The organism is Brevundimonas sp. (genome assembly GCF_046293315.1).
Classification (GTDB): domain Bacteria; phylum Pseudomonadota; class Alphaproteobacteria; order Caulobacterales; family Caulobacteraceae; genus Brevundimonas.
The window spans coordinates 16,694-30,381 of record NZ_JBKBPF010000012.1 but is presented as its reverse complement, the minus strand read 5'-3'; the positions used below and the strand labels follow the sequence as shown (position 1 = coordinate 30,381).

The 13,688-nt window shown below is 68.3% G+C and carries 16 protein-coding genes; 5 read left to right on the top strand and 11 right to left on the bottom strand.

Annotated features, from left to right (window positions below):
• Positions 1-41: 41 nt before the first annotated feature.
• The 6 genes from era to pyrE all read right to left on the bottom strand — a co-directional run bounded on the left by era (position 42) and on the right by pyrE (position 4,652).
• Positions 42-992 carry a GTPase Era gene (gene era, locus ACK4SE_RS11435; protein ID WP_409692659.1) on the bottom strand — a complete coding sequence of 317 codons (951 nt, stop codon included), beginning with the start codon at positions 990-992 and terminating at the stop codon, positions 42-44.
• A complete protein-coding gene (rnc, locus tag ACK4SE_RS11430) occupies positions 989-1,696 on the bottom strand; it encodes a ribonuclease III (RefSeq protein ID WP_409692656.1) in 708 nt (235 codons plus the stop codon). Before rnc ends, era begins: the two co-directional genes overlap by 4 nt.
• A gap of 4 nt (positions 1,697-1,700) precedes the next feature.
• Positions 1,701-2,582, bottom strand: a complete 882-nt coding sequence (gene lepB, locus ACK4SE_RS11425; protein ID WP_409692846.1) for a signal peptidase I — start codon at positions 2,580-2,582, stop codon at positions 1,701-1,703.
• A 242-nt stretch (positions 2,583-2,824) separates the two neighbouring features.
• A complete protein-coding gene (gene acpS / locus ACK4SE_RS11420; RefSeq protein WP_409692653.1) occupies positions 2,825-3,250 on the bottom strand; it encodes a holo-ACP synthase in 426 nt (141 codons plus the stop codon).
• Positions 3,247-4,002, bottom strand: coding sequence for a pyridoxine 5'-phosphate synthase (locus ACK4SE_RS11415; RefSeq protein ID WP_409692650.1), 756 nt, complete (start codon positions 4,000-4,002; stop codon positions 3,247-3,249). The genes acpS and ACK4SE_RS11415 overlap by 4 nt, the downstream gene beginning before the upstream one ends.
• 62 nt (positions 4,003-4,064) lie before the next feature.
• Complete coding sequence (gene pyrE / locus ACK4SE_RS11410) at positions 4,065-4,652, bottom strand: orotate phosphoribosyltransferase (protein ID WP_409692647.1); 588 nt, start codon at positions 4,650-4,652, stop codon at positions 4,065-4,067.
• Between the two features lie 116 nt (positions 4,653-4,768).
• Between pyrE and ACK4SE_RS11405 the strand changes: the two genes are divergently transcribed.
• Entirely contained in the window at positions 4,769-5,269 is a 501-nt protein-coding gene (locus ACK4SE_RS11405; RefSeq protein ID WP_409692644.1) for a hypothetical protein, read from the top strand.
• Positions 5,270-5,292: 23 nt separating this feature from the next.
• Here ACK4SE_RS11405 and ACK4SE_RS11400 read toward each other — a convergent pair whose 3' ends face one another.
• From ACK4SE_RS11400 to folK, 3 genes are all read right to left on the bottom strand, one after another.
• The gene (locus tag ACK4SE_RS11400) at positions 5,293-7,449 is read right to left on the bottom strand and encodes a RelA/SpoT family protein (protein ID WP_409692843.1); all 2,157 of its coding nucleotides are present in this window, start codon (positions 7,447-7,449) and stop codon (positions 5,293-5,295) included.
• Positions 7,450-7,571: 122 nt separating this feature from the next.
• Positions 7,572-7,931, bottom strand: coding sequence for a DNA-directed RNA polymerase subunit omega (gene rpoZ, locus ACK4SE_RS11395; RefSeq protein ID WP_021698448.1), 360 nt, complete (start codon positions 7,929-7,931; stop codon positions 7,572-7,574).
• Positions 7,932-8,023: 92 nt separating this feature from the next.
• A complete protein-coding gene (gene folK / locus ACK4SE_RS11390) occupies positions 8,024-8,578 on the bottom strand; it encodes a 2-amino-4-hydroxy-6-hydroxymethyldihydropteridine diphosphokinase (RefSeq protein ID WP_409692641.1) in 555 nt (184 codons plus the stop codon).
• On the opposite strand from folK, the gene ACK4SE_RS11385 reads away from it, so the two are divergent.
• From ACK4SE_RS11385 to ACK4SE_RS11375, 3 genes are all read left to right on the top strand, one after another.
• The gene (locus ACK4SE_RS11385; RefSeq protein ID WP_409692638.1) at positions 8,577-9,116 is read left to right on the top strand and encodes an NYN domain-containing protein; all 540 of its coding nucleotides are present in this window, start codon (positions 8,577-8,579) and stop codon (positions 9,114-9,116) included. The genes folK and ACK4SE_RS11385 overlap by 2 nt on opposite strands.
• The gene (locus tag ACK4SE_RS11380; RefSeq protein WP_409692635.1) at positions 9,113-9,760 is read left to right on the top strand and encodes a uracil-DNA glycosylase; all 648 of its coding nucleotides are present in this window, start codon (positions 9,113-9,115) and stop codon (positions 9,758-9,760) included. The genes ACK4SE_RS11385 and ACK4SE_RS11380 overlap by 4 nt, the downstream gene beginning before the upstream one ends.
• A 61-nt stretch (positions 9,761-9,821) precedes the next feature.
• Entirely contained in the window at positions 9,822-10,013 is a 192-nt protein-coding gene (locus tag ACK4SE_RS11375; protein ID WP_409692632.1) for a hypothetical protein, read from the top strand.
• Between the two features lie 140 nt (positions 10,014-10,153).
• Here the strand turns inward: ACK4SE_RS11375 and smpB are convergent, their stop codons facing one another.
• Positions 10,154-10,618 carry an SsrA-binding protein SmpB gene (gene smpB / locus ACK4SE_RS11370; protein ID WP_409692630.1) on the bottom strand — a complete coding sequence of 155 codons (465 nt, stop codon included), beginning with the start codon at positions 10,616-10,618 and terminating at the stop codon, positions 10,154-10,156.
• Complete coding sequence (dapA, locus tag ACK4SE_RS11365; RefSeq protein ID WP_409692628.1) at positions 10,618-11,505, bottom strand: 4-hydroxy-tetrahydrodipicolinate synthase; 888 nt, start codon at positions 11,503-11,505, stop codon at positions 10,618-10,620. Before dapA ends, smpB begins: the two co-directional genes overlap by 1 nt.
• A gap of 111 nt (positions 11,506-11,616) precedes the next feature.
• Between dapA and ACK4SE_RS11360 the strand changes: the two genes are divergently transcribed.
• Positions 11,617-13,662 carry a transglycosylase SLT domain-containing protein gene (locus ACK4SE_RS11360; protein WP_409692625.1) on the top strand — a complete coding sequence of 682 codons (2,046 nt, stop codon included), beginning with the start codon at positions 11,617-11,619 and terminating at the stop codon, positions 13,660-13,662.
• Positions 13,663-13,688 lie beyond the last annotated feature (26 nt).

Genomic DNA, 13,688 nt, shown 5'->3' with positions numbered 1-13,688 from the left:
CGAAGTCTAGCCCGGATGCCGGGTTATCCCCCCACGGATCCCTAGACGTCGAAGTCCAGCCCGAACTGCGCATACAGGGCCCGGGAGTCCTGCCACTTCGGATCGACCTTGACCGTGATGAACAGGTGGACGGGGCGGTCCATCAGTTCGGTCAGCTCCTCGCGCGCCTTCTGGCCGATCCATTTCAGGGTGTGGCCGCCCTTGCCCAGGATGATGGGGCGCTGGCTGTCGCGCTCCACATAGACGGTCTGTTCGATGCGCGCCGAGCCGTCGGGCTTTTCCTCAAAGGCGGTGGTCTCCACCGCGGCCGAATAGGGCAGTTCCTCGTGCACCCGCAGGTACAGCTTCTCGCGGGTGATCTCGGCGGCCAGCACGCGCAGGGGCACGTCGGCGCTCTGGTCTTCCGGATACAGCCACACGCCTTCGGGCATCAGGGCCGCCAGCCGGGCCTTGAGGTCATCCACCCCCGAGCCGTCGGCGGCCGAGATCATGAACACCTCGGAATAGACTCCCAGGTCGTACAGTTCCTGGGACACGCCCAGCATGGCGTCGCGGCGCACGCCGTCGATCTTGTTCAGGGCCAGGATGGCGGTGGCGCCAGTGGCCTTGAGGTTCTCGGCGATGGCGCGGGTGTCCTCGATCTGGCGGTGGTCGGCGGCGGAGCCTTCGCGGGCGGCCACCGCGATCTCGGCCGCCACATCCACCAGATGCACCACCGCGTCCGCGTCCTGGGCCCCGCCCCAGGCCGAGGCGACCATGGCCCGGTCCAGACGGCGGCGCGGCTTGAAGATGCCGGGGGTGTCCACCAGTACGATCTGGCTCTGCTCATGGATCGCAATGCCGCGCACCGGGAAGCGCGTCGTCTGGACCTTCTGGGTGACGATGGAGACCTTCGACCCCGTCAGCCGGTTCACCAGCGTGGACTTGCCGGCGTTGGGCGCGCCGATGATGGCGGCGAAGCCCGCGCGGGGGGTGGGTGTGGTCTCGGTCAAATGACGCCTTCTCGGTTCAACAGGGCGACAGCGGCCGCCTTTTCCGCCTCCTGACGCGAACGCCCCTGCGCGGTCAAGGGTTCAAGCCCCTCGATCGACACCTGCACGGTGAATGTGGGGGCGTGGTCCGAGCCGGTGCGACTGATCACCACATAGGACGGCAGCGGCCGCCCTTGCGCCTGCGACCACTCCTGAAGCGCGGATTTGGGGTTGGCGAGGCCGGGCGTGGACGGCGCGGCCAGCTCATCGGCCCAGGCCCGTTCGAACACCGTGCGGGCGGCCTCGACGCCGCCGTCCAGCCACACGGCGGCCAGAACCGCCTCCATGGCGTCGGCCACGATGCCGTCCTTGCGTCGCCCGCCGGTCTTGGTCTCGCCGGGCGACAACCGCAGGGCCTCGCCCAGGTTCAGCCGATGGCCCACCCGGGCGCAGGCGGACTTGTCCACCAGACTGTGCAGGCGCGACGACAGCTGCCCCTCGTCGGCTTCGGGAAAATCGCGGCACAGGCGGTCGGCCACCAGCAGGCCCAGCACCCGGTCGCCCAGGAACTCCATCCGCTGATTGTCCGGCACGGGCTTGCCGTGGGGCATGCCCCCCTCCCCCACGCTGGCGTGGGTCAGGGCCCGGTCCAGCAGGGCGCGGTCGGAAAAGTCGTGGCCGAGGCGGCGCTGAAGCTCTGCGACCGCCTCGGTTCGGGCGTTCATGGGATCAGTTCAGCCCTTTGAAGAAGCGGCTGGGTCGCAGATTGGCGAACCAGCTGACCGGGTTGAGCAGCGAGGCGCCCGGCTCCCACGAGAAGAGCACGATCTGGGCCTTGCCGACGAGATTCTCCTCCGGAACCAGGCCCACGTCGGCGCGGCTGTCGATGGAATTGTCGCGGTTGTCGCCCATCATGAAGTAGTAGCCCGCCGGCACCTCGAACACCTGGGTGTCGTCCAGATCGAAGCCACGTCCGAAGTCCTGGATGCGGAAGGTGCGGCCCTCGGGCAGGGTCTCTTCGATCTGGGCCGCGTCCATGGGTCCGAACGGGCCGTCGATGCGCAGCGATCCGGCCGGGGTGTTCTGCAGCGCCTCGCCGTTGATGTGCAGCTGGCCGCCGATCATCTGGACCCGGTCGCCCGGCAGGCCGATGACGCGCTTGATGTAGTCGGTGCGGTTGTCCTGGGGCAGTTTGAACACCACCACGTCGCCGCGCGCCGGCTGCGAGCCGAAGATGCGGCCCTCAAACAGCGGCGGGCTCCACGGCATGGCGTGGCGGCTGTAGCCATAGTTCCACTTGGACACGACGATGTAGTCGCCCTCGTAGAGATTTGGCTCCATGGACGCCGACGGAATGGTGAAGGGCTGGAACAGCAGCACCCGCAGCACCAGGGCGATGGCCAGGGCGTAGACAATGGTCTTGATGACCTCGACCGTCTCGTTCTGGGGCTTTTTGGTCCGCACGGGCTTGCCTTGCGAGCGGGCGGGACGATCCACGGGCTCGTCCTCGAAGGGCGCGTCGCCCTTGTCGCTCCAGATGGGGCGCGGCGGACTCTGGCTGGTCCCGGCGACAGCGGAAACCGTCGTGGCCCCGGCGGCGGCGGCAGCCATCATGGCCTGATCGGGCGTTTCCGGTTCGGCGGGATGAGCGGGCGGAACCGGCGCTTGCGCCGCATCGTCCATCGGCGGCTGCGTCTCGGCGAGTTCGGGCGCGGAAGCCGTTTCGGCTTCGCCGGCAGAGGGCTGGTCTTCGGCAGGGGCGTCAGCCGCGATCGCGGCGTCTTCGTCCCGGTCCGGCTTTTCGTTGTCTGTCATCGGTTTTCACGCCCATCCCCGCCGCTTGACGCGGTCGTTCAGGCGCCTTCGGTAATGGTTGACGGGGTTGCGGGCAAGGCTTCGATCACCACGAACGCCAGGGCGTAAGGGTGTTCATCAGACAGCGTGAGGTGAATTCGAGGTTCGTGGCCGGGCGGAGTCAGGCGCGCCAGATGCGCCGCTGCATGGCCGGTCAGGGCCAGGGTCGGCTGGCCCGAGGGCAGGTTCACCACTCCCATGTCGCGCCAGTAGACGTCGCGCCGCATGCCGGTGCCGAGCGCCTTGGCGCAGGCCTCCTTGGCCGAGAACCGCTTGGCGTAGCTCCAGGACGCATCGGGCTTGCGATCCGAGCGGGTGCGCTCGATCTGCGTGAAACAGCGCTGCTTGAAGCGGTCGCCGAACCGCTCCAGCGACGCCTCGATGCGCCGGATGTCGGTCATGTCGGCCCCGATGCCGATGATCACAGGCCCCGCGCCTCGTCCATAAGCCCGCGCATCTTCGCTATGGCGGGCGCCAGACCCACGAAAATGGCCTCTCCGATCAGGAAATGGCCGATGTTCAGCTCCACCACCTCGGGAATGGCGGCGATGGGCGTGACGGTGTCATAGTCGATTCCGTGGCCGGCATGGACCTCAAGCCCCAGCGCCGTGGCCTGCGCCGCGCCCGCCCGCAGAGCGGCCAGTTCGGCCTCGGCCTCGTCAGCGCGGCCCTCGCGCACGGCGTCGCAATAGGCGCCGGTGTGCAGTTCGACCACCGCCGCGCCCGTGCGATGGGCGGCGGCGATCTGTTCGGGGTCGGGCCCGATGAACAGGGACACCCGAGATCCGGCGTCGTTCAGCTGGGCCACGAAGGGCGTGATCCAGTTGTGGCCGCCCACCACGTCCAGGCCGCCCTCGGTGGTGCGTTCCTCGCGCTTTTCAGGCACCAGACAGACGGCGCGCGGGCGATGGTGGAGGGCGATGGCCAGCATCTCCTGGGTGACCGCCATCTCCAGATTGAGCGGCCGCGCCTGCTCGCGCAGCAGGTCGGTCAGGCTGTCGATGTCGCCGTCCGAGATATGGCGGCGGTCCTCGCGCAGATGGGCGGTGATGCCATCGGCCCCCGCCTCCAGCGCCTCACGCGCCGCGCGCACGGGATCGGGATGAACGCCGCCCCGCGCGTTCCGCACGGTGGCCACATGGTCGATGTTGACGCCCAGGCGGACCCGCTCGGCCATCGCTCGTTCTCCTCGCCCTATGCGGGCCATGTCCTGTCAGTCCGTCGCGAGTGCGGACTCTTTCAAGATTTCGCCAGACGACGGCTGCCCGGATCCTCAACCGGCACGGCGGCCAGTTCCGGCGGCAGGGCGTCGGCGGGGTATGCGGGCACGTCCAGGGTGGCCAGGGCGATCAGAGGGACGCCCACATCGGCGCGGCCGCCCGACCGGTCCACGATGCAGGCGGCGGCGACCACCTCGCCCCCCGCCTTCTGGATGGCGGCGATGCATTCGCGCGACGACAGGCCGGTGGTGACGATGTCCTCAACCATCACGACCTTTTCGCCCGGCTCCACCGAGAAGCCCCGGCGCAGGCGGAACTCCCCGCCCTCGCGCTCCACATACATGGACGGCACGCCCAGATGCCGTGCGGTCTCATAGCCCGGAATGATGCCGCCCACAGCGGGTGATATGGCCACGTCCACCGGGCCCACGGCGGCCGTCACCTTCTCCGCCAGGGCCTTGCACAGGCGGGCGCAGCGGTCGGCGTTCATGAACACCAGGTTCTTCTGCAGGAACACCGGACTGTGCAGCCCCGAGGACAGCACGAAATGGCCTTCGCGCAGGGCACCGGCGGCTCGGAATTCTTCAAGGACGTCGTCGGAGGTCATGGCGTTGCGCTTAGCGACTGGCCCGGCGCGGCGCAACGCCGACGTCCATCAAAGGCGCTTGACTCAGAGAACGCGGCTATACAACCCTGACGGCCCGGGCGCCTCAGGAGGACTGAATGTTCATTCCCAAATGGGTGCTCGCCATCCTGCTGGTGGTCGTGCTGGCCCTGACGGCGTGGGCCGTGATGGTCGCCTCCGGCCGGAACCCCCTGCCCTTCCCCGATCCCGGTTCACGCATCTTCGTCGCCTCGTCCGTCAGCGGCAAGGACGCCGTCGTCGATTTGCTCGCGCAACACGGCGTCGCTCAGAGGCTTCAGGCGGATTCAGGCGGGGTCAGCCGGACGATCATGATGGACGGCACCATCATCAACCATTCGCCCCCCTCGGTGATGGAGCAGGTGGGCTCCGCGCCCGCCTGCATCGGTCTGGTGGCCGATGATCCCGCCGCCGCCGCAGACGAGGCCGCCAGCTTCCTGCGGGAACGCGGCTTTACGGCCGACGTCGTTGCGGACGTGGAGCCGGGCATGCCGGTGGTGTTCGTCCTGACCGACGCCCTGGCCGGCAGCTGCATCAACTTTCGTCGGCATGTGATCCACATGATGCGCCGGCCTGAGTAGGGGCCGTCCAGGCGCCGGGCCGATCAGCCCCGCGCCCGCTCCACCGTGTCCACGCTGGGGTTGGCGCGCAGGGCGGCGATGATCTGGGTGGCGTGGCGGGCGTCGGCCACCTCCACATCGATCTCCATGTCGAAGAAGTCCTGCTGACGGTGCGTCATGTTCAGGTTCAGGATGTTCCCGCCAGCCTCGCCGATGACCGTGGCTACCTGGCCCAGCACGCCCGGCGCGTTGCGCATGGTGGCGACCAGACGGGTGGAGGCCACGGCGTCCTGCTCGGCCTGGGGCGTCCACTGCAGATCGGTCCAGACCGTGTCATCATCGGCGAAATCGGCCAGGCTGTTGCAGTCGATCGTGTGGACGGTCAGGCCCTTGTCGGGCTCGATGATGCCGACGATGCGGTCGCCCGGCACCGGCGAGCAGCAGGCCCCGAAGTGGATGCTGACCCCCGGGCGCAGGCCGCCGCCGCGCACATAGAGGCGCGCGTCCGAACCGCTTTCGATGCGCTTCTTCTCGACCGGCTCGGGCCCGGACGCCTTCAGCTTGGGAAACAGGATGCCCACGACCTTGCCCGCCTGGGTCTGCCCCCGGCCGATCTGTTCGAACAGGTCCTCGGTGTGCTCGATGGCCAGGGTCTCGAGCGCCGGCTTCAGCGAGACGTCCTTCAGCGCCTTGTCCACGCGTCCCAGCGCCTGATCCAGCGCGGCGCGGCCCAGCTTCTGGAACTCCTCGCGCTCGGACAGGCGGATATGGCGGCGAATGGCCGAGCGGGCGCGACCGGTGACGGTCAGCGAGCGCCAGTCGGAGGGAATGTCGGGCTTGGCCCCGCGGATGACCTCCACCACGTCCCCGTTCTGAAGCGGCGTGCGCATGGGCTTGAGCTCACCGTTGATCTTCACGCCCACGGCGCTGTCGCCCACCTCGGTGTGGACGGCGTAGGCGAAGTCCAGCGCCATGGCCCCGCGCGGCAGGGTGATCAGCGACCCCTTGGGCGTGAAGACGAAGACCTGGTCCAGGTACATCTCCAGCTTGGCGTGCTCGACCCAGTCCTCGCCGCCCTCGCCGTGCTCGATCACCTGCACCAGATGGCGCAGGGTCAGCAGGGGATCGCGCCCCCCGCCCTCTTCCATGGCCTCGCGGTCGAAGCCGTAGGACTTGTTCTTGTAGCGCCAGTGGGCGGCCACGCCCTCCTCGGCCACGCGGTCCATGGCCTCGGTGCGGATCTGCATCTCGATACGCAGGCCCGACGGCCCGACCACCGTGGTGTGCAGGCTGCGGTAATTGTTGGATTTGGGCGTGGAGATCAGGTCCTTGAACCGCTCCGGCACCATGGGCCAGGCCCGGTGGACCACACCCAGCGCACGGTAACAGTCGTCCTCGCTCTCCACGAGCACACGAAAGCCGTAGATGTCGGACAGGGCCGAAAAGCCCAGCGCCTTCCTCTGCAGCTTGCGCCAGATGGAATAGGGCGTCTTCTCGCGACCGAACACGCGGGCCTTGATGCCCGCCTCCTCCAGCACCGTCTGGACCTCGCGGGCCACGCCCTGGACGGCGCGGCCGTGCTCGAGGCGGAGCGCCTCCAGCCGCCGCTCGATGGCGGTGCGGGCGGTCGGGTTCAGGTGCTCGAAGGCGAGCTCCTCGAGCTCCGACGCGATGCGATGGATGCCGATGGACCGGCCCAGCGGCGCATAGACCTCCAGCGTCTCGCGGCTGATACGCTCGCGCTTCTCGGGCTTCACGAACTCCAGGGTGCGCATGTTGTGCAGGCGGTCGGCCAGCTTGACCAGCAGCACCCGCACGTCCTTGGAGATGGCGAGAATGAATTTGCGCAGGTTCTCGGCCTGACGCGTGTGCTCGGCCTGCAGTTCCAGCCGGGACAGCTTGGTGACACCCTCCACCAGACCGGCCACCTCCTCGCCGAACATGGCGGCGATGTCGTCGCGGGTGGCCGAGGTATCCTCCACCACGTCGTGCAGCAGGGCGGTGACGATGGTGGCGGTGTCCAGCCGGAAATCGGTCAGGATGCCGGCCACCTGGATGGGATGGGCGAAGTAGGGATCGCCCGAGGCCCGCATCTGCGAGCCGTGCATCTTCATGGCGTAGACATAGGCCCGGTTCAGCAGGCCCTCGTCGGCGGTGGGGTCATAGGCCTTGACCGCGTCCACCAGCTCCAGTTGGCGCATGACACGCGAACGGGCCGGGGCGGGTTTCGCCACGGCCCGTTCAGGGCTTGCAGTATCCGGACCCGGCGTGGACGCCTGGGCACGCGCCGGGGAAATGATCACTCCGTCGGCTGGCGCGGGTGTCAGTAGCGATCCTCCTGGCCACCGTCGCGGTCGCTCTGCAGGGCGCGAATCAGCTCCTGCTCGGCCATGTTCATGTGCTGGGGTTCGGCCAGCAGGGCCACGGTCTCGGCCTCGTCCTCGGCTTCGGTGCGCTCATCCACGCGCTGCAGCGTGGTGATGAGGTTTTCCTGCAGATCGTCCGGCACCACGGTGTCGTCGGCCAGCTCACGAAGCGCCACAACGGGGTTCTTGTCGTTGTCGCGGTCGATGGTCAGGGCGGCGCCGTTCGAGATGCCGCGCGCGCGGTGACCGGCCAGCAGGACCAGGCCAAAGCGGTTCGGAACCTTCTCGATGCAGTCTTCGACGGTGACGCGGGCCATGAATATCCTCGGAGGGGCTTGGGGAGAACCGGGGAAAATAGAGGGTTCAGCGTGGCAAATCAATGGCGCGTGACGTGCGGAATGTCGCGACGTCAGCCGATCGGCCGCGCGTCTGTCCCCACGGCGCAGGTTTCCGCCAGCACCCTGGCCGTCTTGCCCGCCGTCGGATGCACCCACTCCGGGGCGATCTCGGCCAGCGGCCCCATCACGAACAGGCGCTCGGCCGCGCGGGGATGGGGCAGGATCAGGCCGTCCAGGTCCCCGTTAAGTCGCCCAAAGGCGATCAGATCCAGATCCAGGGTGCGCGGGGCGTTGGTGCGCTGACGTTCGCGTCCGAACGTCTCCTCAAGCCGGCCCAGCGTCGCCATCAGGGCGTGGGGATCATGGGCGGTGGAGACGATCACGACGCCGTTGACGAAGGGCGGGTCCGACGGGTCAGGCCAGGCGGCGGAGCGCCACCACGACGATCGCGCCAGAATGTCGATGCCCTCCGCCCGGAAACGCGCGATCGCGGCCTCAAGGAGATCGACGCAGGACGGCCAGACCCCCTTGTCATTCGACCCCAGTGCGATCACCACTGCATCGTCGCCGTCGACACGGATGTCCGGATCGACGGACGGCTCCATATTCTGCGGATTTTCAGTCATGCATTTCTATCCGACGGATCGCATCGCGCTGTTCATAGACGGCGCCAATCTGTATTCGGCCGCCAGGTCCCTGAACGTGGACATGGACTTCAAAAAGCTGATCGAGTTCTTCCGGTCAAATGGCGTTCTGGTTCGCGCCTACTATTACACGGCGATTGTCGAGGGCGAAGAGTATTCACCGATCCGTCCTCTGGTGGACTGGCTGGACTACAACGGCTTCACCATGGTGACCAAGCCCGTCAAGCGCTACACCGACGCCTCGGGCCACACCCGCACCAAGGGCAACATGGATGTGGAGATCGCCGTGGACATGATGACCCTGGCCCCCGCCATCGACCACGCCGTGCTGTTCTCCGGCGACGGCGACTTCCGGCGGCTGGTGGAAGCCGTCCAGGACAAGGGCGTGCGGGTCAGCGTGGTCTCGACCCTCAAGACCCAGCCTCCCCAGGCCGCAGACGAACTGCGCCGCGTCGCGGACCAGTTCGTGGACCTGTCCGACCTGATGGACGTATTCGGACGCCCGGGCCGCGAGGCATGAAGGCTCTGATCCCGGAGCCGCCCGCCAAATGCCCCCTGTGTCCCCGACTGGTGGAGTACAGGGCCGAGAATGAGGCCCAGAACCCCGACTGGTTCAACGGGGCGGCGCCGTCGTTCGGCGATCCCGAGGCGCGGCTGCTGGTCGTGGGTCTGGCGCCCGGCCGCACCGGCGCGAACCGCACCGGACGGCCCTTCACCGGAGATCACGCAGGCTGGCTGCTGTACGAGACCTTGATCAGGACCGGCTTCGCACGCAGCCAGTACGACGCCCGCCCTGACGACGGCCTGCAGCTGGTCGACTGCATGATCACCAACGCCGTCCGCTGCGCCCCGCCCGGCAACAAGCCCCTGCCGATCGAGGAAAAGACCTGCCGCCCGTTCCTGATCGACCGGCTGGCCGCCCTGCCCCGCCTGAAGGTGATCGTGACCCTCGGCGACGTGTCCCGGCGCAATGTTCTGAAGACGCTGGGCCTGCCTGCCTCAGCGGCCCCCGCGGGTCACGGGGTCGAGGCTGAGGTGGGGCCCTACCGTCTGATCAACAGCTATCACTGCTCCCGGCTGAACACGAACACCGGCCGCCTGACCCCGGCCATGTTCGAGGATGTGTTCAAAAGGGCACGCCAGGCGCTCGACATCACGACCTGAGCCGACGCCGGGAACGCGAATCAGCCGTTTCCGTTTAGGTCGCGCTGATGGAGCAACGGACATGATTGGCAATCAACGCACCTTTACGCGCAAGGAAAAACGCGTCGCCCTGACCGCCCTTGCGGCGGCCATTCTGGTAGTGGCGGCGATTACGCTGCTGAACCCGAAACCCTACCTCGGCGCCTATGAAGGCAGCCGCGGGTTTGACGCCCCGGCCGGGGTGACCGACGCCCTGCCCATCGGCGCCGGCTGATCCGGAGCATGATCGTTTCGGGCGGAACCGCGCAGCGGTTCCGGCCGAAGCGTGAATCATGCTCTCGCTTTAATCTGGAGCCTGATTCACGGCATCAGTGGAATCGCGAAGCGATTCCACTTCAACCGATCAGGCTCCGGTCAGCCCTTGTCGCGCATCAGGCGGGCCTTGTCCCGCTGCCAGTCGCGCTCGGCGACCGCTTCACGCTTGTCGTGGTTCTTCTTGCCCTTGGCCAGGGCGATCTCGAGCTTGGCCTTGCCCTTTTCGTTCAGATACAGCCGCACCGGTATGATGGTGCGGCCTTCGCGCTGGACGGCCCCGATCAGCTTGTCGATCTGCTTCCTGTGCAGCAGCAGCTTCCGGTGACGTCGCGGCTCATGGTTGAAGCGGTTGGCCTGCTTGTAGGGCGGGATGTCGGAATTGACCAAAACGATCTCGCGCCCCTCCACCGCCGCATAGGACTCCGCGATATTGGCCCGGCCGTCGCGCAGCGCCTTGATCTCGGTGCCCAGTAGGGCGATGCCCGCCTCCATGTAGTCCTCGAGGAAGTAGTCGAAGCGGGCGCGGCGGTTCTCGGCGATGGTCTTGGTGGGCTTCTCGGCCATCAGATCAGCCCCGCCGTTCGCATGGCCTCGTCGATGGCGGGCTTCACCGCATCGTTGCAGGGGACCAGCGGCAGGCGCAGGTCCTCGCCGCACAGGCCCAGCCGCGCCAGGGCGTATTTGGCCGGCGCCGGGGACGCGTCCAGGAACAGGGCCCGGTGCAGGGCGATCAGCCGGTCCTGCCACAGCCGCGCGCTTTCCAGATCGCCGCTCATGACCGCGTCGTACAGGGCCACCATGCCCTCGGGCGCCACGTTCGACGTGACCGAGATCACTCCGTGACCCCCGTGGGCCATGTAACCCAGCCAGCTCGGGTCGTCTCCAGAGATCAGGGCGAACCCATCCATGGCCGTGGCCGCGCGCATGCGGCTGATCCGGCCCATGTCGCCGGTGGCGTCCTTGATGCCGACGATGTTGGGATGGGCCGCCAGCCGCTCCACCGTCTCGTTGGCCAGATCCACGCCCGTCCGTGCGGGCACGTTGTAGAGCAGCACCGGCAGTTGCACCGCTTCTGCCACGGCGTGGAAATGCTGGAACAGGCCCTCCTGACTGGGCCGGTTGTAGTAGGGCGTGACGATCAGGGCGCCGTCCGCGCCGACCGCCTTGGCGCGCCGGGCCAGATCTATGGCCTTGTCGGTGGCCGAGGCGCCCGCCCCGGCGATGACGCGCACGCGCCCGGCGGCCACGTTCACGCACAGTTCAACCACCCTGTGGTGCTCTTCGGGATGGAGCGTCGCGCTCTCGCCCGTGGTGCCCATGGGCACCAGACCCTGCACGCCGGCGGCGATCTGACGCTCCACCAGGGCGGTGAAGGCGGCTTCGTCCACCTTTCCGTCACGAAGAGGTGTGATCAGGGCGGTGATGACGCCCTTGAACAGGGGAGCAGTCATGTCGGATAGCAGTCCAGGCGTGAAAAATGAGGCGGCGAGCGCCTTGATGGACAACGGGAATAGGTCGCCACGGCGACCGCCGCAACACTGATGATGGGACCAGGACTTATCATGTTCGTACAACTGATCGCAGCTCTGCTGGCTTCTGGCATGGCGCAGCCGGTGCCCTATGAGCAGGTGGCGAGCCAGCCTGCGGTCACCCGCACCTATCAGGGCGCCGCCTCCATCAGCGCGTCGGACATGGCCCTGTTCCGTGAGGGACTGGCCGCCGCCAGGGCCCGTGACGTGATCCGCGCCCAGGACGCCGCCGCCCGCATCAGCGATCCGACGGCGCGCAAGCTGGTGGAGTGGGCCCTGATCGACACGGCCGGCGACCAGCTCAGCTACGCCGCCCTCGCCGCAGCCAACGCCGGCATGGCCGACTGGCCCCGTTACGACACCCGACGCGCCCACGGGGAAGTGGCGCTGGAGCGCGCCGCCATGCCCGCCGACGGGGTGCTGTCCTTCTTCGGCCAGACCCAGCCGGCCACCGTTCAGGGCGCCCTGGCGCTGGCCGGGGCTCTGGAGCAGGCCGGCCGCACCGAGGAAGCCCGCACCCTGGTCCGCACCTGGTGGCGTGACCAGTCGTTCGAGGCGCCCGAGCAGCAGCGCATGCTGGACCGCTTCGGCCGTTACCTGACCCAGGACGACCACGACACCCGCCTGTCCATGCTGCTGCTGGGTCCCCACGGCCCGGCCACCTCCCAGATGCTCAATCTGGCCTCGGCCGAGCGCCGCGCCATCGCCAGCGCCCACATGACCCTGCGCAGCGCCTACGCCCCGGACACGGTCGTCGCCGGCCTGTCCATGAGCCACGCCCAGGATCCGGGCATCGTTCTGGAGCGCGTTCGTCTGCTGCGGTCCCAGAGCCGACAGTCCGAAGCCTACGCGCTGCTGCAATACCTGCCGCCCGCCCCCAGCCACACCTCGGGCCAGAACACCCTGTGGACCGAGCGGCGCAACTATTTCCTGGACGCCCTGCAGGTCCGCAACTGGCAGGCGGCCTACAACTCCATGGCCGGTCACGGCTTCCAGCGCGGCGAGCGGGCGGTCGACGCCGAGTTCTTCGCCGGCTGGGTCGCCCTGACCCGCCTGAACGATCCGGCCACAGCGGCGCGCCATTTCGAGGCGCTGCGCCAGATGTCCTCCACCCCGATCACCCAGGGCCGGGCCCTGTACTGGCTGGGCCGTGCGGCCGAGGCTGCGGGGGACACGCAAGGGGCCCAGCGGTGGTACGCCCAGGGCGGCCAGCACATCCAGAGCTTCTACGGCCAGCTGGCCGCCGAGAAGGCCGGCCAGACCACCATCACCCTGCCGGGCGATCCCGACCCCACCGACGCCGACCGCGCGCGGTTCGAGGCGCTGGAGCTGGTGCGCGCGGCGCGCATCGTGGCCGAGGCGGGCGAAGGCGGCCTCTTCAACACCTTCGTCTATCATGCTGATGACATCGTCGAGGGCCCCATGGAGCTGGCCCAGCTGATCGACATGTCGCGCGGCTACGGCGAGTGGTTCACTTCCATGATGATCGGCCGCGCCGCCAGCCAGCGGGGCTTCCTGCTGCCCGAGCGTCAGTATCCGATCCAGATCCCCACCGCCGTGCCCGGCGCGGCGCCCATCGAGTTCACCCTGGCCATCACCCGCCAGGAAAGCAGCTTCGACCCCCGCGCCCGCTCCCATGCCGACGCGCGCGGCATGATGCAGTTCCTGCCCGCCACCGCCTCGGCCGTGGCGCGCCGCATGGGCCTGCCTTACAGCCCCGAGCGCCTGTGGGAGGCCGACTACAACATGCAGCTGGGCAGCTATCATCTGCAGGAGCTGTCCGACCGCTTCGGCGGGTCGTGGCTGCTGTCCACGGTGGGCTACAACGCCGGCCCGGGCCGGGCGCCTCAGTGGACCGCCCGCTGCGGCGATCCGCGCGGCGGCGCGACGTTCCCGCCGGACTTCATCGAGTGCGTCCCCTTCACCGAGACGCGCAATTACATGATGCGGGTGATGGAGAACGTGCAGATCTACCGCGCCCGTCTGAACGGCGGCACGGGGCCGCTGCGGCTGTCCGAGGATCTGGCGCGCGGGACCGGCTACAGCGCCGGGCCCCAGCCCTATCAGCCGGGTCAGTAGGCCCGGGCGGCCTATCATAAAGTTCA

Excerpts from the sequence above, each read along its gene's own strand:
- dapA (WP_409692628.1), bottom strand. The coding sequence starts at position 11,505 with ATGACTGCTCCCCTGTTCAAGGGCGTCATCACCGCCCTGATCACACCT.
- ACK4SE_RS11405 (WP_409692644.1), top strand. The coding sequence starts at position 4,769 with ATGTTCATTCCCAAATGGGTGCTCGCCATCCTGCTGGTGGTCGTGCTG.
- ACK4SE_RS11375 (WP_409692632.1), top strand. The coding sequence starts at position 9,822 with ATGATTGGCAATCAACGCACCTTTACGCGCAAGGAAAAACGCGTCGCC.
- folK (WP_409692641.1), bottom strand. The coding sequence starts at position 8,578 with ATGACTGAAAATCCGCAGAATATGGAGCCGTCCGTCGATCCGGACATC.
- smpB (WP_409692630.1), bottom strand. The coding sequence starts at position 10,618 with ATGGCCGAGAAGCCCACCAAGACCATCGCCGAGAACCGCCGCGCCCGC.
- rnc (WP_409692656.1), bottom strand. The coding sequence starts at position 1,696 with ATGAACGCCCGAACCGAGGCGGTCGCAGAGCTTCAGCGCCGCCTCGGC.
- ACK4SE_RS11400 (WP_409692843.1), bottom strand. The coding sequence starts at position 7,449 with ATGCGCCAACTGGAGCTGGTGGACGCGGTCAAGGCCTATGACCCCACC.
- ACK4SE_RS11380 (WP_409692635.1), top strand. The coding sequence starts at position 9,113 with ATGAAGGCTCTGATCCCGGAGCCGCCCGCCAAATGCCCCCTGTGTCCC.
- lepB (WP_409692846.1), bottom strand. The coding sequence starts at position 2,582 with ATGGCTGCCGCCGCCGCCGGGGCCACGACGGTTTCCGCTGTCGCCGGG.
- rpoZ (WP_021698448.1), bottom strand. The coding sequence starts at position 7,931 with ATGGCCCGCGTCACCGTCGAAGACTGCATCGAGAAGGTTCCGAACCGC.
- ACK4SE_RS11385 (WP_409692638.1), top strand. The coding sequence starts at position 8,577 with ATGCATTTCTATCCGACGGATCGCATCGCGCTGTTCATAGACGGCGCC.
- ACK4SE_RS11360 (WP_409692625.1), top strand. The coding sequence starts at position 11,617 with ATGTTCGTACAACTGATCGCAGCTCTGCTGGCTTCTGGCATGGCGCAG.
- ACK4SE_RS11415 (WP_409692650.1), bottom strand. The coding sequence starts at position 4,002 with ATGGCCGAGCGGGTCCGCCTGGGCGTCAACATCGACCATGTGGCCACC.
- pyrE (WP_409692647.1), bottom strand. The coding sequence starts at position 4,652 with ATGACCTCCGACGACGTCCTTGAAGAATTCCGAGCCGCCGGTGCCCTG.